Origin of the sequence: Plastoroseomonas hellenica, assembly GCF_018129085.1 — a bacterium.
GTDB lineage: Bacteria > Pseudomonadota > Alphaproteobacteria > Acetobacterales > Acetobacteraceae > Plastoroseomonas > Plastoroseomonas hellenica.
Genome location: NZ_JAAGBB010000006.1, coordinates 152,667 through 175,402, shown reverse-complemented (window position 1 = coordinate 175,402; position 22,736 = coordinate 152,667). Strand labels below are relative to the sequence as shown.

Annotated in this window: 18 protein-coding genes; 9 read left to right on the top strand and 9 right to left on the bottom strand. The window is 71.0% G+C overall.

Features of this window, described 5'->3' with window-relative positions; translation table 11 throughout:
- Positions 1-114: 114 nt before the first annotated feature.
- From GXW71_RS07080 to dusB, 8 genes are all read right to left on the bottom strand, one after another.
- Positions 115-768, bottom strand: coding sequence for an HAD family hydrolase (locus GXW71_RS07080; RefSeq protein ID WP_211851710.1), 654 nt, complete (start codon positions 766-768; stop codon positions 115-117).
- The gene (locus GXW71_RS07075) at positions 765-1,565 is read right to left on the bottom strand and encodes a nucleotidyltransferase domain-containing protein (RefSeq protein ID WP_211851709.1); all 801 of its coding nucleotides are present in this window, start codon (positions 1,563-1,565) and stop codon (positions 765-767) included. The genes GXW71_RS07080 and GXW71_RS07075 overlap by 4 nt, the downstream gene beginning before the upstream one ends.
- Positions 1,562-2,434 carry a D-amino-acid transaminase gene (locus GXW71_RS07070; RefSeq protein ID WP_211851708.1) on the bottom strand — a complete coding sequence of 291 codons (873 nt, stop codon included), beginning with the start codon at positions 2,432-2,434 and terminating at the stop codon, positions 1,562-1,564. Before GXW71_RS07070 ends, GXW71_RS07075 begins: the two co-directional genes overlap by 4 nt.
- A gap of 136 nt (positions 2,435-2,570) precedes the next feature.
- A complete protein-coding gene (gene ntrX, locus GXW71_RS07065; protein ID WP_211851707.1) occupies positions 2,571-3,971 on the bottom strand; it encodes a nitrogen assimilation response regulator NtrX in 1,401 nt (466 codons plus the stop codon).
- Positions 3,961-6,312, bottom strand: coding sequence for a sensor histidine kinase NtrY-like (locus GXW71_RS07060; RefSeq protein WP_211851706.1), 2,352 nt, complete (start codon positions 6,310-6,312; stop codon positions 3,961-3,963). The genes ntrX and GXW71_RS07060 overlap by 11 nt, the downstream gene beginning before the upstream one ends.
- Positions 6,312-7,763 carry a nitrogen regulation protein NR(I) gene (gene ntrC, locus GXW71_RS07055; protein ID WP_211851705.1) on the bottom strand — a complete coding sequence of 484 codons (1,452 nt, stop codon included), beginning with the start codon at positions 7,761-7,763 and terminating at the stop codon, positions 6,312-6,314. The genes GXW71_RS07060 and ntrC overlap by 1 nt, the downstream gene beginning before the upstream one ends.
- Positions 7,760-8,920: a two-component system sensor histidine kinase NtrB gene (locus GXW71_RS07050; protein ID WP_211851704.1), complete on the bottom strand. Its 1,161-nt coding sequence runs from the start codon at positions 8,918-8,920 to the stop codon at positions 7,760-7,762. The genes ntrC and GXW71_RS07050 overlap by 4 nt, the downstream gene beginning before the upstream one ends.
- Positions 8,917-9,996, bottom strand: coding sequence for a tRNA dihydrouridine synthase DusB (gene dusB, locus GXW71_RS07045; protein ID WP_246526356.1), 1,080 nt, complete (start codon positions 9,994-9,996; stop codon positions 8,917-8,919). Before dusB ends, GXW71_RS07050 begins: the two co-directional genes overlap by 4 nt.
- A 220-nt stretch (positions 9,997-10,216) precedes the next feature.
- Here dusB and GXW71_RS07040 point away from each other — a divergent pair, with 220 nt between their 5' ends.
- Positions 10,217-11,362: a bifunctional 2-C-methyl-D-erythritol 4-phosphate cytidylyltransferase/2-C-methyl-D-erythritol 2,4-cyclodiphosphate synthase gene (locus tag GXW71_RS07040; protein ID WP_211851702.1), complete on the top strand. Its 1,146-nt coding sequence runs from the start codon at positions 10,217-10,219 to the stop codon at positions 11,360-11,362.
- Positions 11,363-11,405: 43 nt separating this feature from the next.
- Here GXW71_RS07040 and GXW71_RS07035 read toward each other — a convergent pair whose 3' ends face one another.
- Entirely contained in the window at positions 11,406-12,578 is a 1,173-nt protein-coding gene (locus tag GXW71_RS07035; RefSeq protein ID WP_211851701.1) for an acetyl-CoA acetyltransferase, read from the bottom strand.
- Positions 12,579-12,652: 74 nt separating this feature from the next.
- On the opposite strand from GXW71_RS07035, the gene GXW71_RS07030 reads away from it, so the two are divergent.
- From GXW71_RS07030 to GXW71_RS06995, 8 genes are all read left to right on the top strand, one after another.
- Positions 12,653-13,882, top strand: a complete 1,230-nt coding sequence (locus GXW71_RS07030; RefSeq protein WP_211851700.1) for an FAD-dependent oxidoreductase — start codon at positions 12,653-12,655, stop codon at positions 13,880-13,882.
- A 77-nt stretch (positions 13,883-13,959) separates the two neighbouring features.
- Positions 13,960-15,609 (top strand): SDR family oxidoreductase, encoded by a 1,650-nt coding sequence (locus GXW71_RS07025; protein ID WP_367617262.1) that lies wholly within the window; start codon positions 13,960-13,962, stop codon positions 15,607-15,609.
- A gap of 90 nt (positions 15,610-15,699) precedes the next feature.
- Positions 15,700-16,935 carry a hypothetical protein gene (locus GXW71_RS07020; protein WP_211851698.1) on the top strand — a complete coding sequence of 412 codons (1,236 nt, stop codon included), beginning with the start codon at positions 15,700-15,702 and terminating at the stop codon, positions 16,933-16,935.
- Between the two features lie 135 nt (positions 16,936-17,070).
- Positions 17,071-18,261: a hypothetical protein gene (locus GXW71_RS07015; RefSeq protein ID WP_211851697.1), complete on the top strand. Its 1,191-nt coding sequence runs from the start codon at positions 17,071-17,073 to the stop codon at positions 18,259-18,261.
- Positions 18,254-19,189: a DUF6384 family protein gene (locus tag GXW71_RS07010; protein WP_211851696.1), complete on the top strand. Its 936-nt coding sequence runs from the start codon at positions 18,254-18,256 to the stop codon at positions 19,187-19,189. The genes GXW71_RS07015 and GXW71_RS07010 overlap by 8 nt, the downstream gene beginning before the upstream one ends.
- Positions 19,183-20,724, top strand: coding sequence for a hypothetical protein (locus GXW71_RS07005; protein ID WP_211851695.1), 1,542 nt, complete (start codon positions 19,183-19,185; stop codon positions 20,722-20,724). The genes GXW71_RS07010 and GXW71_RS07005 overlap by 7 nt, the downstream gene beginning before the upstream one ends.
- A 323-nt stretch (positions 20,725-21,047) precedes the next feature.
- A complete protein-coding gene (locus GXW71_RS07000; protein ID WP_211851694.1) occupies positions 21,048-21,938 on the top strand; it encodes an arginase family protein in 891 nt (296 codons plus the stop codon).
- A gap of 146 nt (positions 21,939-22,084) precedes the next feature.
- Entirely contained in the window at positions 22,085-22,648 is a 564-nt protein-coding gene (locus tag GXW71_RS06995) for a putative glycolipid-binding domain-containing protein (RefSeq protein ID WP_211851693.1), read from the top strand.
- Positions 22,649-22,736 lie beyond the last annotated feature (88 nt).

Below are 22,736 nucleotides of genomic sequence, written 5' to 3'. Positions count from 1 at the left end.
TTGTCGACCGCCTCTTTCGGGCAGCCGAACGCCAGACGGGCGCCCCGTGGCGCCACACACGGCGGTACCATCCTTCAGGCGGCGGCTGGAGGCAAGGCTCTATGCTGCACCTGCTCAGTCGTGATCGTCGATCAGCCACGCCGCCAGCGCATGGCCGTCCGGGAAGGCCGCGTCGGGCGCGGCCGCGGCGATGCCGCCATCATGCGCCGCATCCCCCAGAAGCACCGCCGCGAAGCCGGCGCGGCGGGCCGCCTGCATGTCGAGCGCGGTATCGCCGACATACCAGACGCGGCCATCCGCCGGCACCCCGCAGGGACCGAGCGCCATGCGCATCGGCGCCGGGTCGGGCTTGTCCGCCGCGGCGTCGCCGGCGCCGACCAGCGCCCGGAAATGCTCCGCCCAGCCGAGATGCACCGCCTCCGCCCGCAGCAGCGGCCCCTGCTTGTTGGAGACGACCGCCACCGGCACCAGGCGCGCCGCCGCCGCGACCAGGGCGGCCGCGCCGGGCATCGGCCGCAGCACCTCCAGATGCCGGGCCCGCACGCCGGCGTAGAAGATGTCGCGCGCCCTCTTCCAATCCGGACCGAAGATCTCCGGAAAGCTTTCGCGGAGACTGCGGCGGACCCGCGCCTTCACCTCCTCCTCCGTCCAGACCGGCAGGCCGAAGGCGGTGAAGGCGGCTGCCAGGCCCTCGGCGATGGCCGCCCAGCCATCGACCAGGGTATTGTCCCAGTCAAAGAGGATCGCGGTCGGACGCGGCAGGCTCATGCCAGCACCGCATCGGCGTGGGCAGTGGCGCGGCGATAGAGCGCCAGCGCCGCCGCAGCAGCGCCGGGCGCGTCGCGCGGCTCGTCCGGCATGGCGGCCGCGGCCTCGATCTCGTCGGCGACCAGCGCGTCGAGCCGCGCCAGCCGCGCACCCTCACCGAGTTCGGCCGCTTCCGCCTTGCGCACCAGCAGCCCATCGAGATCGGCGCGCGCCGCGGCATCCAGCGTGACTTCGGCGAGCAGTGCCGGCATGTCCATCGGCGGCTCCCCCTCCGGATGTTCGCGCAACCAGCGCAGCGCCAGCGCGGGGCGCACCACATAGAGGTATTTCTTGAGGTTCACCACGGCCCTGCCATCGAGATAACGGCTGCTGATCTGCCGGATCACTGCCCTGTAGTGATGCCGCGCCGCAGCCCGCGCCGGCAGCGCATCGGCCAGCGCGCGGAACTCCGCCAACATCGCGGAATCGGCACAATAGAGGATCGGCGAGCGCAGCCATTCGCGCAGCGCCGCATTGCCGTTCAGCAGCAGGTTCAGCGCCTTGCGTGCATCCCAGCCGGCCAGGTCGATATCGCCCGGCAGGCTGCGCTCCAGCGTGTCGCGTCCGGGCGTCAGCGTGATGTGCCACGCAGTGGGGCGCGCATAGACGAAGCGCACATCCCAGTCGCTGTCCGGGCTCGGGAAGCCCCAGGCGCGGCTTCCACTCTCGACCGCGAAGAGGATCGCGACCTGCTCCTCACGGATGATGGCATCGAGTGCCGCGCCTATCGCCGCGCGCGCCGCCGCCGACACCCTCATGCCGCGTTGGGAAGGCCGCCTTTGACATGGCGCGCGAAGATGTCGAAGAGGCGCCGCACCACCGGTCCGACCTTGCCGTCATTCACCGGGGCGCCATCGACCGCGACGATCGGCTTCACGAAGGAGGTCGCGGAGGTGATGAACGCCTCCTTCGCATCCGTCACCTCCGACAGCGAGAACTCCCGCTCCTCGAAGGCGATGCCTTCCGCCGCCAGCTCTGCGAGCAGGGCGGCCCGCGTGCAGCCGGGCAGGATCTGGTGGCCGAGCTGGCGGGTGATGACGGTGCCCTTGGCGTCGACGATCCAGAAGCTCGTCGCGGCGCCCTCGGTCACCATCCCGGTCACCTCGTCATAGAGCACGGCCTCGATCGCGCCCTTCTCCCGCGCGGCCTGGCGGGCGAGGCAGTTGGGCAGCAGGTTCACGCTCTTGATGTCGCGCCGCGCCCAACGCAGGTCCGGCGCCGTGATGACCGTGCCGGTCCAGCGATCGACATCGGTCGGATAGGGCGGGATGCGCTTGATGGTGACGACCAGCGCCGGCGGGACCGGGATCTTCGGGAAGGCGTGGTCGCGCGGCGCGACGCCGCGGGTCACCTGCATGTAGAGCAGGCCTTCGGTCAGCCGGTTCCGATGCGCCACTTCCCGCAGCACCATGCGCAGCGCCGCCAGCGACATCGGCATCGGCAACTGGATCTCCCGCAGCGAGCGCTCGAGCCGCTGAAGATGCCGATCCTCGTCGATATAGCGGCCGCCATGCAGGTGGACCACCTCATAGATGCCGTCGCCGAACTGGTAGCCGCGATCCTCGATGTTCACCGCCGCCTCGCTCTGCGGCAGGTAGCGTCCATTCACATAGGCGATGCGCGACATCGGGGTGGCGGTCCTTGTTTAGAGGAGCATCCGATTCAGACCTGCGGGCCCTTCGGCCCTTCGGTCATCGGACGCTCAGGTCAGAGGAGCATTCGATTCAGACCTCCGCGCCTCCGGCCCTTCGGTCATCGGATGCTCAGGAAGTGGCAGCGCGGTCCTCGGCCTGCACGCCGAGGAACTTCAGCTTGCGATGGAGCGCACTGCGCTCCATGCCGACGAAATTCGCGGTGCGGCTGATATTGCCGCCGAAGCGCAGGAGCTGCGCTTCCAGATACTGCCGCTCGAACAGCTCGCGCGCCTCGCGCAACGGCAAGGTCATGATCTCGCTGCTGCGGTCGAGCTTGAGCACCGCCGGCGCGGCGGCGCCGACCTGGGGCGGCAGCATGTCGGCGCGGATAGAGTCACCCGCGCCGCCCGGCGCCATGATCAGCAGCCAATCGATCAGGTTGCGCAGCTCGCGCACATTGCCGGGCCATTCATAGGCCTGCATGGCGGCCAGCGCATCCTCCGCCACCTCCCGCGCCGGCATGCCGGAGGTCTCGGCGGAGCGGGCGACGAAATGACGCGCGAGGGTCGGCACATCCTCCCGCCGCTCGCGCAGCGCCGGCACCTTCAGCGGCACGACGGCAAGGCGGTAGAAGAGATCCTCGCGGAACCGTCCGGCGGCGATTTCGGTCTGCAGGTCGCGGTTGCTGGTGGCGATAACGCGCACATCCACCTTCACGCGGGTGGCACCGCCGATGCGCTCGAAGCCCTGCTCCTGCAGGGCCCGCACGATCTTGCCCTGGGTCTCGATCGGCATGTCGGCCACTTCGTCGAGCAATAGCGTGCCGTTATGCGCACGTTCCAGCACGCCGGCGCGGCGCGGTTGCGCGGCGGGATCCGTGCCGGCCTCGACGCCGAAAAGCTCCTCCTCGAAGCGAGCCGGATTCAGCGTCGCGCAATTGAGGGCGACGAAGGGTCCTTCGGCGCGGCGGGAACGGGCATGGATCATCCGTGCCGCGACTTCCTTGCCGGCGCCGGCAGGGCCGCTGATCAGCACGCGGCTGCCGGTCGGCGCCACCTTCTCGATCGCGCCGCGCAATTGCACCATGGCCTGGCTGATGCCGACGAGCTCGGTCTCGGCGCCGGCGCGCAGCCGCAGCTCCGAATTCTCCCGCTTCAGCCGCGCGGCTTCCAGCGCGCGGGAGGCAATGAGCAGCAGGCGGTCCGACTTGAAGGGCTTCTCGATGAAATCGTAGGCGCCGTTCTGGATCGCCTGCACCGCCGTTTCGATATTGCCGTGGCCGGAGATCATCACCACCGGTAGGTCACGATCCTCGCGCAGCAGCGCCTCCAGAATGCCGAGACCATCGAGGCGGGAATTCTGCAGCCAGACATCGAGGATCACGAGCGCCGGCCGCCGCGCCCGGAAGGCCGCGAGCGCGGTGTCCGAGTTCTGCGCCTGGCGCGTCTCGTAGCCCTCGTCCGTCAGGATGCCCTCGATGAGGGCGCGGATGTCGGGCTCGTCGTCGACGATCAGGATCTCATGCGCCATGCGCGAGTCTCGTCCCCTCCATCGTCTGCGCCTCGCCCTCGGCCGCGTCGGCCGGACGTAGCGGCAGGATCAGCACGGCCCTCGTCCCACGCTCCTCGCCACGGTCCTCGAGCGCCAGCCGTCCCCCATGGTCCTCCATGATCTTCTTCACGATGGCAAGGCCAAGACCCGTGCCCTTCGCCTTGTGGGTGACATACGGTTCCGTGAGCCGGTCTCGCTCCTCACCCTGCGGCAGGCCCGGTCCATCATCCTCGACCGCGATTCGCACCCAGCCGGCGTCCGGTTCGACGGTGAGGGTGATATGGCCCTGCACCCCTTCCCCGCCCGCGGCCTCCTGGCCCTGGATCGCATCCGCCGCGTTCTGCAGCAGGTTGGTCAGCGCCTGCCCGATCAGCCGCCGGTCGCAGGCGACGACGACGCGCGCCTCTGGCAGCCGAGTCGCATAGACGATGCCGGCATGGGCATTCTGCTGCAGCACCAGGGCGTCGCGGATGACCTGGTCGAGATTCTCCGGCCGCATCACCGGCTGCGGCATGCGCGCGAAGGCGCTGAACTCGTCCACCATGCGTCCGATATCGCCGACCTGGCGCACGATGGTGTCGGTGCAGGCCCGGAAGGTGTCCGGATCGGAGGTGATCTCCTTCAGGTATTTGCGCTTCAGCCGCTCCGCCGAAAGCTGGATTGGGGTCAGCGGATTCTTGATCTCATGGGCGATCCGGCGCGCCACATCGGCCCAGGCGGCCTTGCGCTGGGCAGAGAGAAGTTCGGTGATGTCATCGAATGTCACCACATGGCCCGCGACACGCCCGGCCTGCATCTCGGCGCCGAGCTGCGCCAACAGGGTCCGGCGCTTCGATGGCGGTCCGATGCGAAGCTCCGCCGTGTGCGGCCGCTCCGGCTGCGCCCGCGCCGCATCCAGCAGCGCCGCGAATTCCGGCACCACGTCCTGGAGCGGCCTGCCGATCGCGGCATCCAGATCGACGCCGAGCAGGCCGGAGGCGGAGCGGTTCGGCAGGTTGATCCGCCCTTCGGCATCGAGGCCGATCACCCCCGCCGAAACGCCGGACAATACCGTCTCGGTGAAGCGCCGCCGCTCGTCGATCTGGCGATAGGCCTCCATCAGCTCGCCGCGCTGGGCGGCGAGCTGGCTGGTCATGCGGTTGAAGGCGCGGCTGAGGCTGGCGACCTCGTCATCCGCGCGCCCTTCCTCGACCCGGGTGGTCAGGTCGCCGCTGCGCACCCGCTCCGCTGCCTGGATGAGGCGCGAGATCGGGCGCGCCAACTGATTGGCGAAGACGAGGCCGATCAGCACCGCCGCCAGCAGCAGCAGTAGGCTGGCGATCGCGAAGATCATCAGGAAGCTGATCTGCAGCCCCGACCGGTTGCGCTCCAGCGCCTCATAGCGGGCGACCGCGGTCTCAGTGCGTTCCATATGCGCGATCACCGCCGGATCCAGCGGCCGGCTGATCAACAGCATGTAGCCCCGCCCGATATCGAGCTGGACCAGGGCGCGCGCCCTGCCTTCCTGCTCGGTCGGCAGCAGCACGACACCGCCGCCGCGCGCGATCTCGATCGCCCAGGCCGGCGGCTGGTCGAACGGCAGCGCGCCCTGCTGTTCGGCGCGCGCAATCACCTGGCCATGCGTCGGCTCGAAGACATAGGCGTCGGTCAGGCGGCGGAGCTGGGTATGGATCGCGAGCTGCCGCGCGAAGGCGAGGCCATCCTCTTCCCTGGCGGAGCTGAGGTCATCCATCACGCCGTCCCGCATCAGATAGATGCGGGCGGCCCGGTTGAGGTCGGCCGCCATCTGCAGCGCATCACCCCGGATATTGCCGCGATGCTCCTCCAGATAGGCGCGGGACGCCGCCAGCGACGCTTCGAGCGCGGTGCGGACCGTGTCGCTGAACCAGGCCTGGATGCCATAGTTGAAGAACGCGGCCGCGAAGCCGGTGACCAGCATCGCTGGCACCACCGCGACGAGGCCGAACAGCGCCACCAGCCGGACATGCAGACGCGAGCCGGCCGAGCCGCGCCGCCGGTCCAGCCACATCCGCACCAGCCGCGCGATGAGGGAGGCGGCAAGGAGCAGCACGAAGGCGAGGTTGATGAGGACGAGCCCCGCCACCTGCCCAGGCCGCGCCGGCCCGAACGGCGTGCCGCCCGAAAGCTGCGCGAAGGTCAGCACGCCGAGCACCAAGGCGCCGACCGCGAGGCCGAGCGTGACGGCACGGCCCAGCAACAGGTCGGCAAGCCGCCGCGGCCAGCGCTGGTCTCCCTCGCCGCGTGGCGCGGGCGGTTCCGGCGCCGGCCGCGCCGCGGCCTGCGCGCGGTCCGCCGTCATCAGGGCAGGCCGCGCACCACGGGCAGTTCGAGCTCGCGGATCTTCTTGCGCAGCGTGTTGCGGTTCAGCCCTAGCATGGAAGCGGCCTTGATCTGGTTCCCGCGTGTCGCGGCCAGCGCCAAACGTAGCAGGGGCCGCTCAACCTCCGCCAGCACCCGCTCATAGAGGTCCCGGACCGGCATCCCGTCGCGATGCGCGGCCATGAAGCCGGAAAGATGCCGCTCCACCGCCTGCTCCAGGCTGGTGCCCTGGCCGCCCGCCTCCGCCTCGGTCGCAGGCGCCGCCTCCGCGAGTTCGGCCGTCACCGCGTCGGCGCCGATCACTTCCTGGGGATAGAGCGCGGCGAGGCGCCGCATCAGATTCTCCAGCTCGCGCGCATTGCCGGGCCAGGGATGCAGCTTCAGCCGCTCCAGCGCCTCCGGCGCCAATTGCTTGGACGGCAGGCCGGAGGCCCGGGCCCGATCCAGGAAGTGGCGCGCCAGCAGAGGGATGTCCTCGACCCGCTCGCGCAGCGGCGGCAGCCGGATCGGCACGACATTCAGGCGGTAGAACAGATCCTCGCGGAACAACCCTTGTCGGATGAGCTGGCGCAGGTCGCGATGGGTGGCGGCGACGATCCGCACATTGGCCTTGATCGGCTGACGGCCGCCCACCGTCGTGAACTCACCCTCCTGCAGCACCCGCAACAGGCGGGTCTGCGCCTCGGGCGGCATGTCGCCGATCTCGTCGAGGAAGAGCGTGCCGCCGGCCGCCTGCTCGAAGCGGCCGACGCCACGGTTGAGCGCGCCGGTGAAGGCGCCGCGCTCATGGCCGAAGAGCTCGCTCTCGATCAGCTCGCGCGGGATCGCCGCCATGTTGATGGCGACGAAAGGCCCGGTACGGCGGCGGCCGTAGTCGTGCAATGCGCGGGCGATCAGCTCCTTGCCGGTGCCGCTCTCGCCGGTGACCATAACCGTGAGGTCGGTGGTCGTGAGGCGGGCCACGGTGCGGTAGATCTCCTGCATCGCGGTCGAGCGGCCGACCAGCGGCAGCCTTTCGCCCTCGGCCGCCGCGCCCTCGCCCTCCTCGGCCGACGCCGTCGCCGGTGCGGCCAGCGCGCGTTCGCAGACGGCGAGCAGCTCCTTCAGGTCGAAGGGCTTGGGCAGGTATTCAAAGGCGCCGCGCTGGGTCGCCTTGATCGCCGTGGCGAAGGTCGATTGCGCGCTCATCACCACGACGCGCAGCTCCGGCCGAATCCGCTTGATCCGTGGCACGAGATCGAGCCCGTTCTCATCGGGCATCACGACATCGGTGATGACGAGGTCGCCCTCTCCGTCCTCGACCCAGCGCCAGAGCGTCGCCGCCGAGGAGGTGGCGCGGACCTGGTAGCCGGAACGCCCGAGCGCCTGGCTCAGCACGGTTCGGATGGCCCGGTCGTCATCGGCGATCAGGATGGTGCGGGGCTCGGTCATTGGGCGGCTCCGGCATCGGCGCCAGGCGGCGGCGCGGCGAGGGACATGCGAAAGACGGTGCGGCCGGGCCGGCTGTCGCATTCGATCAGCCCCCCCTGATCGGCGACCAGCTTGGCGACCAGCGCGAGGCCGAGCCCCTGCCCGCCCCGCTTCGTGGTCACGAAAGGCTCGAACAGCGTGGGGCGCACGCTCTCCTCGATCCCTGGCCCGTTGTCGCGGACCGCGACTTCCAAAGGCAGATGCACACGCTCCTGAGAGCCGGGCACGGCGATGCGGACGCCGTGGCGATAGGCGGTTGTCAACACGAGTTCCCCGTTCGTCGGATCCACCGCTTCCGCGGCGTTCTTCACGAGGTTCAGCAAGATCTGCACCAACTGGTCCCGGTTGCCCCAGACCATGGGCAGCGAGGGGTCGTATTCCTCGACGATGCGCAGATGCGCGCCGAAGCCGGTCGCCGCGATGCGCTTCACGTGGTCCAGCACCTGATGGATGTTCACCGCCGCCTTCTCGATCGGCCGGTCGGAGAACATGTCGAAGCGGTCGACCAGGCCGCGGATGCGATCGGCCTCATCCTGGATAAGCTGGCAGAGTTCCCGGTCCGGCTCCGAGGCTGCCTGCTCCAGAAGCTGCGCCGCGCCGCGGATGCCGGAGAGCGGGTTCTTCACCTCATGGGCCAGCATCGCCGCCATCGCCGAGGCGCCGCGGGCCGCGCCACGGAAATTGAGCTGGCGGTCGAGCATCTGGGCGGTCGAGCCATCCTCCAGCATCAGCACCACGCTGCCCGCCATCTCCGGCACCGGCGCCGCATGCGCGGTGACGCCGCGGCGATGCAGGCGCGGGCTCTCCAGCGTGAGATCATGGTCGGAGACCCGGGCGTCGAAGCGGCGCACCTGGTCGAGCAGCGAGAAGAGCCGGTTGTCGGGCGGCAGCATCTCGGCGAGCGACATGCCGGAGAGCGAGGAGAAGGACAGGCCGAAGAACTGCTCCGCGGCATTGTTGGCGCTGCGCACCCGGTTCTCGGCATCGAGCACCACGGTCGCGACCGGCAGCGCCGCGAGGATGGAGCCGGTATCGGGGACCGGCGATGGCGGCGTGGCGCGGGAGGGCAGGAAACGCGCGGCGAAACGGGGCTTGCGGGTCGTGGCGCTGCCGCTCATGCCGCGAGCCGCCCGGCGTCCTGGAAGGCGGTGCGCGCCGCGGCAATGCCATGCTCGATCAGCGGGTCGTAGAAGGCGTGGATCAGCGCCTCCACCGCCTCGGCATCCGGCACCTGGTTGACCTGCACGCGGAACTCCGCCGATCCCGGCAAGCCTTTGGAATACCAGGCAACATGCTTGCGCGCGAGGCGCACGCCGGTGTCGCGGCCATGATGCTCCATGATGTCCCGGTAGTGTGCGAGCAGCACTGTCTTCTGGGTGGCGAGGTCGGGCTCCTCCGGCAGCACGCCGGTCGCGAGGTATTCCGCGACCAGGCGCGGCAGCCAGGGGCGGCCATAGGCGCCGCGTCCGATCATCACCCCGTCGGCGCCGGACAGCCGCAGGGCCTCCGCCGCATCCGCCGCCGTCAGGATGTCGCCATTGGCGATCACCGGCAGCGAAACCGCTTCCTTCACCTGGCGGATGAAGGCCCAGTCGGCGGTGCCGGTATAGAATTGCTGCCGGGTCCGGCCATGCACCGTGACCATGCGGATGCCCGATTCCTCGGCGATCCGCGCCAGGCGCGGGGCGTTCAGGCTGGCGTGGTCCCAGCCCATGCGCATCTTCAGCGTCACCGGAACGTCGACCGCCCGGACCGTCGCCTCCAGGATGCGGGCAGCGGCGATCTCGTCACGCATCAGGGCCGAGCCGGCGCTCTGCCCGACCGCGACCTTCTTCACCGGGCAGCCGAAATTGATGTCGACGACCGCGGCGCCACGGTCCGCGACCAGCTTCGCCGCCTCCCCCATCGTGACGGGGTCGCAGCCGGCGAGCTGCACCGAAGCGGGGCCGCCGAAGCCATCCACCTCCGCCATCTTCAAGGTCTGGCGGTTCTCCCGCACCATGGCCTGGGAGGCGATCATCTCGCTGACCACCATCGGCGTGCCGAGACGCCGGGCAAGCCTCCGGAAAGGCAAGTCGGTGACACCCGACATCGGCGCCAGGATCACCGGCGTCTCGATCCGCGCGGCCCCCAGGCTGATGGGCTTCAGAACGGGAACCGCCGCGCAGTCGCGCGGCTGGATTTCGGTGTTCATGCTCATGATTTGTGCAGGATAGGTCGTTTATGACGCTTCGCCTAGGGGCAGCGCAGCAAATTGCAGCCAAATAGTGCAACGGCCTCACGCCTCGCCAGCGCGGCCCCCTCCACGGGACGGATTTCGCTTCGCGTTGCTCCGCGTCAACCGGTCCTGCCCGCGAGCAGATTCACGCCTCCGGGCGATTCCGCCCTCCGGCGATCTGCTCTAGAAGCCGTGCATGCACGTCATAGCTCTGCTGATGGCCGCCGGCCGGGGCAGCCGGTTCGGTGCCGGCACCCCCAAGCAATACCTCCCGCTCGCCGGCCGCGCCGTCCTGCGCCGCGCCGCCGAGGCGCTGCTCGCAGAGCCCGGCGTCGATGCCATCCTGCCGGTCTGCGCGCCCGGCGAAGCCGCGACGGTCGCTGCCCTGCTCGACGGGCTGCCGGTGCTGCCCCCGGTCGCCGGCGGCCGCACCCGCCAGGACAGCGTGCGCGCCGGGCTGGAAGCACTGGCCGGGGCGTCACCCGACATCGTGCTGGTCCACGACGCGGCGCGCCCCATGGTGCCGCGCGGCACTGTCGCGGCGCTGCTGGCCGCACTCGAGACCCATCCCGGCGCCATTCCCGCCCAGCCGGTCACTGATACGCTGAAGCGGGCCGAGGACGGCATGATCCGGGCGACCGTCGCCCGTGCCGGCCTGTTCCGCGCCCAGACCCCGCAGGGCTTCCGCTTCGCCCCACTCTTGGCCGCCCACCGCGCCGCGGCCGCCGAAGTCACCGACGACGCCGCGTTGCTGGAGGCGGCCGGTCTTGCCGTCGCGCTGGTTCCTGGATCGGAGAGCAATGTGAAGATCACCCACCCCGAGGATCTGATACGGGTCGAAGCGGCGCTCGGCGCCGCGCTGCTGCCGCGCATGGGCACCGGCTTCGACGTGCATCGCCTGGTCGAGGGGCGGCCGCTGATCCTCTGCGGCGTCACCATCCCCTTCCCGCTCGGCCTTTCCGGGCATTCCGACGCCGATGTCGGCATCCACGCCCTCTGCGATGCCATCTACGGCGCGCTGGCGGAAGGCGATATCGGCCGCCATTTCCCGCCTTCGGAGGCCACCTGGAAGGATGCCGACAGCGCCCGCTTCCTGCGCCACGCCGCGGCGCGCATCGCGGCGCGCGGCGGCCGGCTGGCGCATGCCGATGTGACCCTGATCTGCGAGCGCCCGAAGATCGCGCCGCATGCCGAGGCGATGCGCGCCCGCCTCGCCGAGTTGCTCGACGCGCCGATCGGCCGGGTCTCCGTGAAGGCGACCACGACGGAGCGCCTCGGCTTCACCGGCCGCGGCGAGGGCATCGCCGCCCAGGCGGCGGCGACGCTGCTACTGCCAGACTGAAGCGCCTGGCCAACATCAGCCTTTGGCCTTCCCGAAGCCTGCCTCAGAATCCGCCTTCGAGGATCGAGACGTAATTGGCCACTGCCGCGCCGCCCATGTTGAAGACCCCGGCCAGGTCCGCGCGCGGCAGTTGCATCGCCCCGGCATTGCCGGTGAGCTGCATGGCCGCCAGCACATGCATCGACACCCCGGTGGCGCCGATCGGGTGGCCCTTCGCCTTGAGTCCGCCGGAGCGGTTCACCGGCAGCCGGCCATCGGGCGCAGTCCAGCCTTCCAGCGCCGCGCGCGCGCCCTGCCCTTCCGGCGTCAGGCCCATCGCCTCGTATTCGATGAGCTCGGCGACGGTGAAGCAGTCATGCGTCTCGACGAAAGACAGGTCGGCGAGGCTGCTGCCCGCCTCGGCATGGGCGCGGCGCCAGGCCTCGCGCGCGCCCTCGAAGCGGATGATATCGCGGCCGGCGATCGGCAGCAGGTCGTTCACCTGCACCGCGGCGCGGAAGCGCACCGACTTCGCCATGGCGCGCGCCGTCTCCTCGTCGGTGATCACCAGCGCCGCGGCACCGTCGGAGACCAGGCTGCAATCGGTGCGCTTCAGCGGCCCCGCCACGAAGGGGTTCTTCTCGCTCTCGGCGCGGCAGAAGGCATAGCCCAGATCCTTGCGCATCTGCGCCCAGGGGTTGTCGACGCCGTTCCTGTGGTTCTTGGCCGCGATCGCCGCCAGCGCATCGGACTGGTCGCCATGGCGCTGGAAATAGGCCTCCGCGATGCGGCCGAAGACGCCGGCGAAGCCGCCCTGGATCTCCCCCTCCGTCCTGTTGTGGCTGGCGGTCAGCAGGATCTCGCCGACCCGCTGGCCGGAGACCGCGGTCATCTTCTCGGCGCCCACCACCAGCGCGAAGCGCCCGCGCCCGGCGCGGATGAAATCGCGCGCGCCATGGATCGCCGCCGAGCCAGTTGCACAGGCATTCTCGAAGCGGGTGATCGGGCGGAAGCGCATCTCCGGCACGTGCTGCAGCACGAGGGAGGATGGGAAGCCCTGGGGCGTGAAGCCTTCGCCATAGACGCCGACGAAACCGGCATCGACCTCCTCCGGCGTGATGCCGGCATCCTCGATCGCGGCGCGGGCGACGCGGCCGATCAGGGTCTCGATGTCCGGCGCGTCCTCAAGCTTGCCGAAGGGGCTGTGCGCCCAACCGATGATGCAGGCCTCGGTCATCGCGTCATTCTCCGTTTCGTTTCCCTCACGTCCATTCTAGGCCGCGCGCGCAGTCCCGGATATAGCACCGGACCATGGAACGGCGCCTCGACATCGCGGTGATCGGGGCGGGTGTCGCGGGCCTCGCGGCCGGCATGCGCCTGGCCCGCACCCGGCACCGCGTGACACTGTTCGAGCGCTTCCCGGAAAGCCGCCCGGTCGGCTCCGGCCTGATGCTGCAGCCGACCGGCCTCGCGGCCCTCGCGCGGCTCGGGCTCCGCGCCGAGATCGAGGCGCTCGGCGCCCGGATCGACCGGCTGCACGGGGTCACCGATCGCGGCGCCCAGGTCTTCGACCTCGGCTATGACGGGCTGGCGCCCGGGCTGCATGCGGTCGCCGTGCACCGCGCGGCGTTGCACGGGGTGCTGTGGCGCGGCTTCGCCGCCTCGGGCGCCGGGCTCGAGACCGGCCGCAGCATCGCCGGCATCGAGACGCTGGCCGATGGCCGGGCCGCGCTGCGCGACACGGAAGGCCTGATGACGCCGGGCTTCGACCTGGTGCTCGACGCCACCGGCGCCACCTCCGGCCTGCGCGCGGGCGCCTGCGACCGGCAAGCGCGCCCTTTCGCCTATGGCGCGGTCTGGGCGAGCGTGCCGGATATCGGGCTCGCGCCGGGCATGCTCGCGCAGCGCTATGTCGCGGCGCGGGTGATGCTGGGCTGGCTGCCGGTCGGCAGCGCCGTGCCCGGCGGCCCACCGCTTGCCGCCTTCTTCTGGAGCCTGAAGCCGGACGGCCACGCCGCCTGGGCCGCCGGCTTCGAGCCCTGGCGGGAAGCCGTGACGCGGCTTTGGCCCGAGATGGCGCCCGTGGTCGGCGCCATGCCGGGGCCGGAGGCGCTGGTGCTGGCGCGCTACATGCATTTCACGGCGCGCCGCCCGTTCCGCGGCCCGTTGGCGTTGCTCGGCGATGCCGCGCACGCGACCTCCCCGCAGCTCGGCCAGGGTGCCAACAGCACGCTGCTCGACGCCATGGCGCTGAGCGATGCGCTGGAGGAGGCGCCGGACATCGCGGCGGCGCTGACCGCCTATGCGGCGGCGCGGCGCGCGCATGTGCGCTTCTACCAGATGGCCAGCGCCCTCATGACGCCCTTCTTCCAGAGCGATTCCGGCATGCTGTCGGTGCTCCGGGACCTGGTCTTCGACCGGCTGAAGATCCTGCCGCCGCTGCGGCGGGAGATGGTGCGGACCCTGGCGGGGCTGAAGACCGGCCTCTTCTCCAGCGCCACGCCGGAGCGGCTCGCCGATCCCTTCGGTCGCGGCGGATGATACCCGGCGGAGGAACGGAGCCGGGTATCGGCGCGCGGGGTTGGTGTGGCGCCTGCGCGCCCAAAACGATTCAGGCCGTGCTGCTGGTGGGCGCCACCGGCGCTTTCGGCGCGCGCCTGGCGGCGCTGCTGGTCGGACATGGCTTCACCGTCCTGGCTGCGGCGCGCGACGCAGGCCGGCTGGCGGCGCTGGCGGCACGGCTCGGACCGCGCTGCATCGCCATGCCGGCGGAGCGCGATGGCCTGGATGCCGCGGCGTTGCTGGCACTCAGGGCATCGCATCCCGGCCTCTTCGCGCTGGTCGACGCCTCCGGTCCGTTCCAGGGCGCCGGATATGCGCTGCCGCGCGCCGCCATCGCTGCCGGGCTGCATGCGATCGACCTCGCGGATGCGCGGGACTATGTGGCCGGGATCGGCGCGCTCGATGCCGAGGCGAAGGCCGCTGGTGTCGCGGTGCTGGCGGGCGCCAGCTCCTCCCCCGCGCTCACCCAGGCGGTGGTCGACCTCCTGAACCCGGAAGGCCTGCCGGTCGTCACGGCGGAGGCCGCGATCAGCCCCGGCAACCGCGCCCCGCGCGGGCAGGCGGTGATGGTAGCGATCCTCTCCTATGCCGGCCGGCCGGTCAGGGTCTTCCGCGGCGGGCGCTGGGGCGAAGCGCCGGGCTGGGGCCTGCCCGAGACCCTGCGCTGGCCGGGGCTTGGCCGCCGGCGGCTGGCGCTGGTCGAGACGCCGGATCTCGACTTGCTGGTGGCGCGCTGCCGGCCGCGCGATGCGGCGCTCTTCAAGGCCGGGCTGGAGCTCGCGCTGCTGCACCAGGGCCTCGCTGTGCTGAGCCTTCTCGTGCGTGCCCGCCTGCTGCGCTCGCTCGCGCCCCTGACGTCGACACTGCACTGGATCGCCGAACGCTTCACGGCTCTCGGCAGCGACCGCGGCGGCATGCGGGTGCGGTTGCTACTTGAAGCCCCGGACGGCGCCTTGCTGCGGCGCGAATGGCGGCTGCTCGCCGAGGCCGGGGACGGGCCGAGCGTCCCGGTGCTGCCGGCGCTCGCCGCCCTGCGCCTGCTGGCGAGCGGCGGCTTGGCATTCCGGGGCGCTGCCGCCTGCGCCGGGCTGCTGCCCTATGCCGCGATCGCCGAGGGGTTTGCCCATCTCGCGATCACCACGGCGCGAGAGGAGCAGGCGCTGCCCTCCCCCCTGTTCCAGCGCCTGCTCGGCGCGCGTGCGGGGCTGCTGCCAGCACCGGTCCGCGCCGCGCATGCGGTGCCCGGCTTCCTGGCGCTGGAAGGCATCGGTGAAGCGGAAGGCGCCGCCACCCTGCCCGGCCGGCTGCTGGCCTGGCTGTTCCGCCTGCCGCGCGCCGGCCACGCCCTGCCGCTCCGCGTCGAGATGCGCATGACCGAGAATGGTGGCGAGGCATGGCACCGCATCTGGCCGGGCGTGACGATGCGCTCGGTGCTGGGTGCCGCCGATCCCGCTGATAGCACGCTCGACGAGGTCTTCGGCCCCTTCCGCGCCCGCTTGCACTGCGATGTCGATGCCCATGGCCTGACGCTGACCGTGGTGGGCGGGCGCTTCCTCGGCCTGCCGATCCCGCGCGCCCTGCTGCCGCGCAGCGTCGCGACCGAGGCGGTCGACGCCGAGGGGCGCTTCACCTTCGACGTGCCGATCGCGCTGCCGCTGATCGGGCGGCTGGCGCATTACCGCGGCTGGCTGCGACCGCTGCCGTGATCCGCCGCGCGCGGACGTGATGCACCGAGCGGTGGACTGCCGCCGCCATCCGCCGATCATTCCGGACGAGAACCACTGGCCGAGGCAGGCATGGCCGTCCGCAGGATCCATCGCGTTCTTCTTCTCCTCGCCGCAGCCGCGGCGACGCCGGTCCTGGCCCAGTCCGGGGCCAAGCCGCCGCCGGCGCCGCCAGCCCCCGCGGTTGCCGCCGCGCCATCCGGCCTGCGCGCCGTGAGCATCGCGCAGCTCTCCGCCCGCGCCCTCCTGGCCCGGGAGGCGGCGATGGGCCAAGCCACCGACCGCACGGCGCGCCGCGCCGGCGAGACCGCCGCGACCCAGGCGCTGGCGACGCTCGGCACCATCGTCGCCCGCGGCCGGGTCGAAGCGCGCGGCCGGGTGCGGGAATGGCGGGGCGACGAGCAGTCGGTCATGGCACTTCGCTGCCGCCGCTTCGCCGAGCGGGGCGGCCAGGACGCGCTGCAGGCGATGGAAGGCCAGGAGGTGGTGCTCGCCGGCACGGTGCTGGAGGTCTCGGACCGCCTCATCGCCATGAGCGACTGCCGCCTGCTGCCCGCGGCCACCGCCCTGCCGCCACTCGCTGCCCTGACGGAGGCCCGCGGCCTGGAGCCGCGGCCGCTCACCGCCGCCGAGGCCAATGCCGGGCCGGGACGCGGCATCGCGCCCGCCGATGTCGAGCGCGTGCTCTATACCGCCCGCTTCCAGACCATGCCGGATGGCCTCGGCAACATCTACACGGACCGGGACGAGCGTGTGCACGTGCTGCTGCGCGACGGCAGCGCCTATCGCCACAGCTGGTCCTTCCCGTTCAGCGACCTCGACCTCGGGCTGTCCCGCCGGCGGGAACCGGGACGGTGGCTGCGCTGGCACCGGGATGGCGAGGCAGTGCTGCTGGAGGATGCGGAGGGGCGGCACGTCGACCTGAACCGGGCGCGGCAACTGCTGCCCCTGACGCCCGGCACCCGATTCGATCACCACTACTACCTGCTGAACGTCGGCATGGGCGGCTTCCGGCGGGACCGCGCCTATACCTTCCGGTCGGACGGCACGGTGACGCTGAGCGCCTCGAACCTGGTGGCCGCCAATCTCGGTCCCAATGGCTACATCGCGGCGACCCGGCCGGGGACGCAGAGTACCGCCCGCTATGCCTTCGACGGCTACGTGCTGAGCCTGACCACCGCCGAGGGCAATGCCGAGCGCCGCTTCGTCGCGCAATTCGAAGCGCCGCAGAATGGCCTGCCGCCGGGCGATCTCGTCATCGGCGGCGAGGTCTATTGGACCCGGGATGAGGACCGCCGCCGCAAGTGAGTCCGACTGGTCCGCGCCCCGTGCCGTGACGGCATCTCCGCCCTGCTCACGATCACGTCGCACTCGCAATGACCGGCTGACACCCGCTGCCGCCCTGCGCTATGACAGCCGCCCCAGCGCCGGGAGAGCGAGGACATGAGTGAAATCGTAGCCGCCGTGCAGCCGATGAAGTACCTCGACAAGGCCCTCGGCGCGCTGCGCGACCTTGGGTTGCCCTTGCCGGAGGCCTCCGCCGAGGAAAGCCCCATCACCGGCCTGCTCTCCAAGATCACCGAGATCGACGCCGATCGCGTGACGCTCATCGCCCGCGTGCTCAACCAGGCCACCACCTTCAACGAGGTGGTGCGCGAACAGATCCGCGCCATGGAGATCGGCGAGCGCTACGAGACGATCACCAAGGCGTTCAACTCGATCCGCGACGATGCGCGCAGCATGGTCGCGCAGGTGGAGGACGGGAAGATCTCCACCATGGAGCGGCTGTCCAACGTCTGGCAGAAGGCGACGCGCGGCGACATCGCGACGCGCTTCGACAAGATCCGCGACACCTATATCGAGGTCTCCAAGGACACCAAGGAGAACATCGACCGCGAGCACGCCATCCTGGAAGCCTATCGCGACTTCCGCGGCGCGCTGAAGCAGGCGGAGGTGATGGCGCTCGAGGTGCTGAAGACCGCCGAAGGCCGGATCAGCGCCGCCAAGGCCAGGACGGAAGAGGCCGTGAAGGCGGCCGAGGCCGGCGCGAGCCTGGAGCCTGCCGAGCGCGCCAGGCTCGAGCTCGCCCGCGACGAGGCGCTCCGCGCCCTGCAATTGGAGGACGGCCGGTACCAGATCAGCAAGGACCTCGCCGACAACCTGACGGTTTCCTACAACACCTCCGAGGTCATCATGGCCCGGCTGGTGCAGACCACGACGGCGAAGGAGCGAGTCTATCAGCAGTCGGTCTCCTTCTTCTCGACGAACGAAGCGGTGCTGACCGCGCTGACTGCGTCCTTCGCCGGCCTGCACGGGCTGCACGAGAGCACGCGCACGCTGGAGAGCATGAAGGAAGGCGTGAACCAGTCGCTCGACGTGCTGGCCGAGATCGGCGGCAAGGTGCAGGAGGCGGCGCTGCGCGCGGGCTACGGCCCCACCATCCAGGCGGAATCGGTCAAGAAGCTGGTGGAGAGCGTGGTGAACTACCAGGAGCGCTCGCGCGAGATCATCGAGGAGATGCGCGTCGCCGCCACCAACAACAGCGACGAGATCCGCCGCTCGGTCGAGGAGGCGAAGCAGCGCATGGCGCGCCTGCAGCAGCGCGCCGCCACGGTTGCCGCCACGAATGCCTGACGCTCCCGCGGGCGCGCCCGCGCTGAACGAGACCATGCTGGCGATGGACGTGGTGGATACGATCCGCCATGCCGATCGCCTGGTCGAGCGTGAGCTCGCAGGCGACCAGCGCCAGGCCAGGCTGCGCGAGCGCCTGCGCGAGATCTACAGGAGCCAGGGCATCGACGTGCCGGACCGCGTGCTCGACCAGGGCATCGCGGCGCTGGAGGAGAAGCGCTTCGCCTATATGCGCAGCGGCGAGGGCTGGCGCCGCCGCCTGGCGACCCTCTGGGCCACCCGTGCGCGCTGGCGGCGCCCGGTCCTGGCGGCGCTGGGCGTGACCATCCTGTTCTGGGGTGCCTGGCACGTCACGGTCACCATGCCGCGCCAGCGCGAGGCCGCGGCGGTGACCCGCGAATTGACGGAGGAACTGCCCCGCGCGCTGCGCGCCGAGCATGACCGCGTCCTGGCCGGCACGCAGGAAGCGGCGCCGCGCGCCGATGCCGCGCGTCTGCTGGCAGAGGGCGAGGCCGCCGCGCGCGCCGGCAACCTGGCGGAAGCCCGCGCCAGGCGGACAGCACTCGCCGACCTCGCTGTCCGCCTCTCCACCGCCTACAGCGTGCGGATCGTCAACCGGCCGCGCGAGCCTTCCGCCATCTGGCGCGTGCCGGCCGCCAATCCGCGTGCGCGCAACTACTATCTGATCGTCGAAGCGGTGGACCGCGACGGCCGCACGGTCACCGTGCCCGTCACCAGTGAGGAGGACGGCAGCACCGCGCGCGTGTCGCGCTGGGGGCTGCGCGTGCCGGAAGCGGAATTTGAGCGGGTGCGCCGCGACAAGCTCGCCGACGGTATCCTGGACCAGCCCGTCATCGGCCAGAAACGGGCCGGCACGCTGGAGACGGCGTGGACGGTGCAGACCGCCGGAGGGGCGATCCTGTCATGGTGAGCGGCGTCGCCGTGTTGCAGGAGACCGATGCGCGCCTGGCCGAGGCGCAGCGCGAGGCCTCGGCCGCCCGGGCGGAGACAGACCAGCTCGCCGCACGGTGGGAGGGGCTGCGGCAGGAGGAAGCGGCGGCGCTCCGCGAGCTCGCCCGGCTCCACCTTGCGGAGATCAAGGACGGGACGACGGCGATCGACCGGCTGGATGCGGCGACGGCCCAGGTCCGCGACGGCCTGCGTCAGCGGGCCGCGGGGCTTGAACAGGCGCAGCAGGCCGTGGTCGCCGCCCGCGCGGCATTGACTGCCGCCGAGGCGCGCCGCGACGCCGAGGCGGAGAAGCGTCTCGCCGCAGAGCGGGAGCAGGCCGCCGCGCTGCGCGCCGCCGAGGCCAAGGCGGGCGAGGATGAGGAGTATCGCCACCTCACCGCCATCGCCGCGGATGCGGAGCGCGTCGCGCAGCATGCGGAGCAGAAGGCGTCCTTCGCCCAACGCGACCTGGAGGAGAAGGGCAGGCCCTATCGCGACGATCCGCTCTTCGCCTATCTCTGGGACCGCGGCTTCGGCACCGGGCGCTATCGCGCCTCTCCGCTGGTGCGCTGCATCGATAGCTGGGTGGCGCGGCTGGCGCGGTACGAGCCCGCGCGGCTGTCCTATGCTCTGCTCTCCGAACTGCCCGGGCATCTTGAGGCGCATGCGCGGCAGATGCGGGAAGCAGCGGATGCGGCGGTGCGGGCGATGGTGGACCGGCGCCGCGCCCTTGCCGGCCTGCCGGCGCCCGGTGATGGACCCAGCGCCACCGCCATGCAGGCACTGGAGGATGCGGTGACCGCCGCGCACACGGCGCTGGCGGAGGCGGAAGCGAAGCGCGGTGCGCTGGCCGCCGGAGAGGACGATGCCTCCCGCGCCGCGATGCGCCAGCTCGAGGCTGCGATCGGCGCGCAGCCGCTGCGCGCGCTGCGCGAGCTGGCGGCGCGCACGCCGACGCAGGAGGATGACGCCATCGTCGCGCGGCTGGAGGTCACGGCGACCGAACGCGCGCGGGTCGAGCGCGCGCTGCAGGACGCGCGGTCGCAGGCTGATTCGGCGCAGCGGCGGCTGGCCGACATCCAGTCCCTGCGGCACGACATGCAAGGCCGGGGCGTCGAGCACAGCGACTGGGGCTTTCAGACCGCTGCGCTGATTGGCGTCCTGGTGAGTGAGGTGCTGCGTGGCGGACTGTCCCGCGACGGCTTCTGGGACCGCATGGAGCGGCAACGTACCCCGGGCAACGACCCGTGGGGGCGCGGCGGCCTGCCAAGCCCCTGGAACAGGCCGCAGCCGGGCCCCTGGGGCCAGGCGCCGGATCCTTGGGGAAGTCACTCCTCCGGCCCCTGGGGCGCCGACACCGGATCGGTCTGGGGCCGCCCCTCCAAACCGCCTTCGAGCGGTGGCGGCGTCAAGGATGACAACGACTGGGGCGGCGGCGGCCGGAGCGATCCGGGCGGCTTCCGGACTGGCGACAGCGACTCCAGCGGCGGCTTCCGCACCGGCGGGTCGGTTTGAGCCCGCCACTGGGCCCGTGAAGCCTGCTATGCCCTGACGCCGGAGGCGGTGGACGCCGTGGCGCAGGGGTGGCGCGTGGTGATTATGCTGCCTTCCTTCACGCCGCGTCTGGCGACCCACACCGATGCGGAAGGCCGCGCCGAACGTCGCTTCGTCGCCCAGTTCGAAGCACCGCAGGTTGCCATTGCGCCCAACGACCTGATGCCGGCCGCGAGGTCTATTGGACCCGGGACGAAGAGCGCCGCCGCAAGTGAGCGGGCGATTTGCGGCACATCGGGTAGAAAGCCAGGCCGTACCGCTATTTGAGCACAGGAGTTGCGAAGATGACCCGCACCCTCTGCCTCGTTGGTGCCCCTTCGAGCGCCGGTGCCTATGCGCCGGGACAGGAAAAGGCCCCGGCTGCCTTCCGGCGCCATGGGCTGGTCCCGGCGCTGGCGGGATCCGGCCGGCGGGTGAATGACCATGGAGATGTACCAAGCTTCCGCTGGCGGCCGGACCCGCAACGTCCCAAGGCCATGAACCTTGACGCCGTCCGTCGCACGGCCGCGGCCGTGGCCGACAAGGTGGGGGAAGCGATGGCCGGCGGCGGGGCGGCGCTCGTGCTCGGCGGCGACTGCACGGTCGAGCTTGGAACCGTGGCCGGGGCGCTGCGCGACGAACACTCGGTCGGGCTGATCTACATCGATCTCGATGTCGATCTGAACACGCCCGAGACGAGCGACGGCGCGCTCGATTGGACCGGCGTCGCGCATCTGCTCGACCGTCCGGGCACGGAGGCGGCGCTGAGCGGTCTCGGCCCGCGCCGACCGATGCTCGCGCCGGCCGATATCCTGTACTTCGCTGCAGACAACATCACTCCCCCCGAGGCAGAGGCGATGCACGCGCTCGATCTCGGGCTGATCGCGCTCGCGGAGGTCAAGGCAGATCCGATCGCCGCGGCCCGACGCGCGGCGGCTTGGGGCGCGCGTTACGACCGGCTTCTCATTCACCTCGACGTCGATGTGCTGAGTTTCACCGACTTCCCGATCGCGGAGAATATTCGGCGCTGCGACGGCCTGAGCTTCGACGCACTTGCAGCGGCGCTTGCCCTGCTGGTCGCCGCCCCGAACTGGCGCGCACTGACGGTGACCGAAGTCAACCCTGACCACGCGCCCGATGAGCGCGCAGCATTCGATCGTTTGATCGCCATGCTGACCGAGGCCTTGCCGGCCTGACCTGCCTCACGTGCGAGTGCCGTGGAGATTGTGCTCCGGCGTAGATTTGGCGCCCCCAGAAGAGTGATCTGCGCCGATGCAGATGAAAGATGGGAACAGCTATCCCCGGAACAGCAGCCGTCAGACTAACGAAGGAGCCCCCGAGCATGAGCGCATCCGTCCTTTTTTGGCGCCGGACCGATGTCGAGGGCCTCGAACGCCTGGAACTTGCCATCGAACCCGGTGGCGTTACGGCCACGTCCACGGTGATCTGCCTCGGAGCCGGAGGATTTCGCCTCGAGCACCGCTGGCGGCTCGACCTCGAATGGCGCGCCCAGTCTGTCACTGTCGAACGCTGGAACTCGCAAGGCCATGGTGTCTTGCGCCTGGAGCGCGCCGGAACCGGTTGGCGGGTGGACGGCCTGCCCCGCCCGGACCTTGAAGGCGCCGAGGAGCCGGACCTGTCGGTCACGCCGTTCTGCAACACCTTCCCGATTCGCAGGACACCGGAGGGTATCGGAGAGAGCCTGCCCCTGGATATCGCCTTCATCGACGGGCCCGCGCTGACGGTTACGCGGTCGAGCCAACGCTACGACCGGCAGGGGCCTGGGCGGCTGCGCTACGTCGATCTCGGCCTGTCCCGCGGTTTCGAAGCCGATCTGGCGGTGGACGATGCTGGACTGGTGCTGCATTACGAACATCTGTTCGAACGCGTGGCGCCGCCCGCCTGACCTGTGCGGCGGCATGCCCAGCCGGTCAGCGGATCGGCGCGCTGCGTCAGTGCCCTCAGGCGCTCTTGACCATGCTGTACGATCAGAC

Bases quoted from the DNA above. Each gene is read 5' to 3' on its own strand.
- GXW71_RS07015 (WP_211851697.1), top strand. From the start codon at position 17,071: ATGAGTGAAATCGTAGCCGCCGTGCAGCCGATGAAGTACCTCGACAAG.
- ntrC (WP_211851705.1), bottom strand. From the start codon at position 7,763: ATGACCGAGCCCCGCACCATCCTGATCGCCGATGACGACCGGGCCATC.
- GXW71_RS07050 (WP_211851704.1), bottom strand. From the start codon at position 8,920: ATGAGCGGCAGCGCCACGACCCGCAAGCCCCGTTTCGCCGCGCGTTTC.
- GXW71_RS07075 (WP_211851709.1), bottom strand. From the start codon at position 1,565: ATGAGGGTGTCGGCGGCGGCGCGCGCGGCGATAGGCGCGGCACTCGAT.
- GXW71_RS07020 (WP_211851698.1), top strand. From the start codon at position 15,700: ATGGCCGTCCGCAGGATCCATCGCGTTCTTCTTCTCCTCGCCGCAGCC.
- GXW71_RS07060 (WP_211851706.1), bottom strand. From the start codon at position 6,312: ATGACGGCGGACCGCGCGCAGGCCGCGGCGCGGCCGGCGCCGGAACCG.
- GXW71_RS07080 (WP_211851710.1), bottom strand. From the start codon at position 768: ATGAGCCTGCCGCGTCCGACCGCGATCCTCTTTGACTGGGACAATACC.
- dusB (WP_246526356.1), bottom strand. From the start codon at position 9,996: ATGAACACCGAAATCCAGCCGCGCGACTGCGCGGCGGTTCCCGTTCTG.
- GXW71_RS07005 (WP_211851695.1), top strand. From the start codon at position 19,183: ATGGTGAGCGGCGTCGCCGTGTTGCAGGAGACCGATGCGCGCCTGGCC.
- GXW71_RS07010 (WP_211851696.1), top strand. From the start codon at position 18,254: ATGCCTGACGCTCCCGCGGGCGCGCCCGCGCTGAACGAGACCATGCTG.
- GXW71_RS06995 (WP_211851693.1), top strand. From the start codon at position 22,085: ATGAGCGCATCCGTCCTTTTTTGGCGCCGGACCGATGTCGAGGGCCTC.
- GXW71_RS07040 (WP_211851702.1), top strand. From the start codon at position 10,217: ATGCACGTCATAGCTCTGCTGATGGCCGCCGGCCGGGGCAGCCGGTTC.
- GXW71_RS07030 (WP_211851700.1), top strand. From the start codon at position 12,653: ATGGAACGGCGCCTCGACATCGCGGTGATCGGGGCGGGTGTCGCGGGC.
- GXW71_RS07070 (WP_211851708.1), bottom strand. From the start codon at position 2,434: ATGTCGCGCATCGCCTATGTGAATGGACGCTACCTGCCGCAGAGCGAG.
- ntrX (WP_211851707.1), bottom strand. From the start codon at position 3,971: ATGGCGCATGAGATCCTGATCGTCGACGACGAGCCCGACATCCGCGCC.
- GXW71_RS07035 (WP_211851701.1), bottom strand. From the start codon at position 12,578: ATGACCGAGGCCTGCATCATCGGTTGGGCGCACAGCCCCTTCGGCAAG.
- GXW71_RS07000 (WP_211851694.1), top strand. From the start codon at position 21,048: ATGACCCGCACCCTCTGCCTCGTTGGTGCCCCTTCGAGCGCCGGTGCC.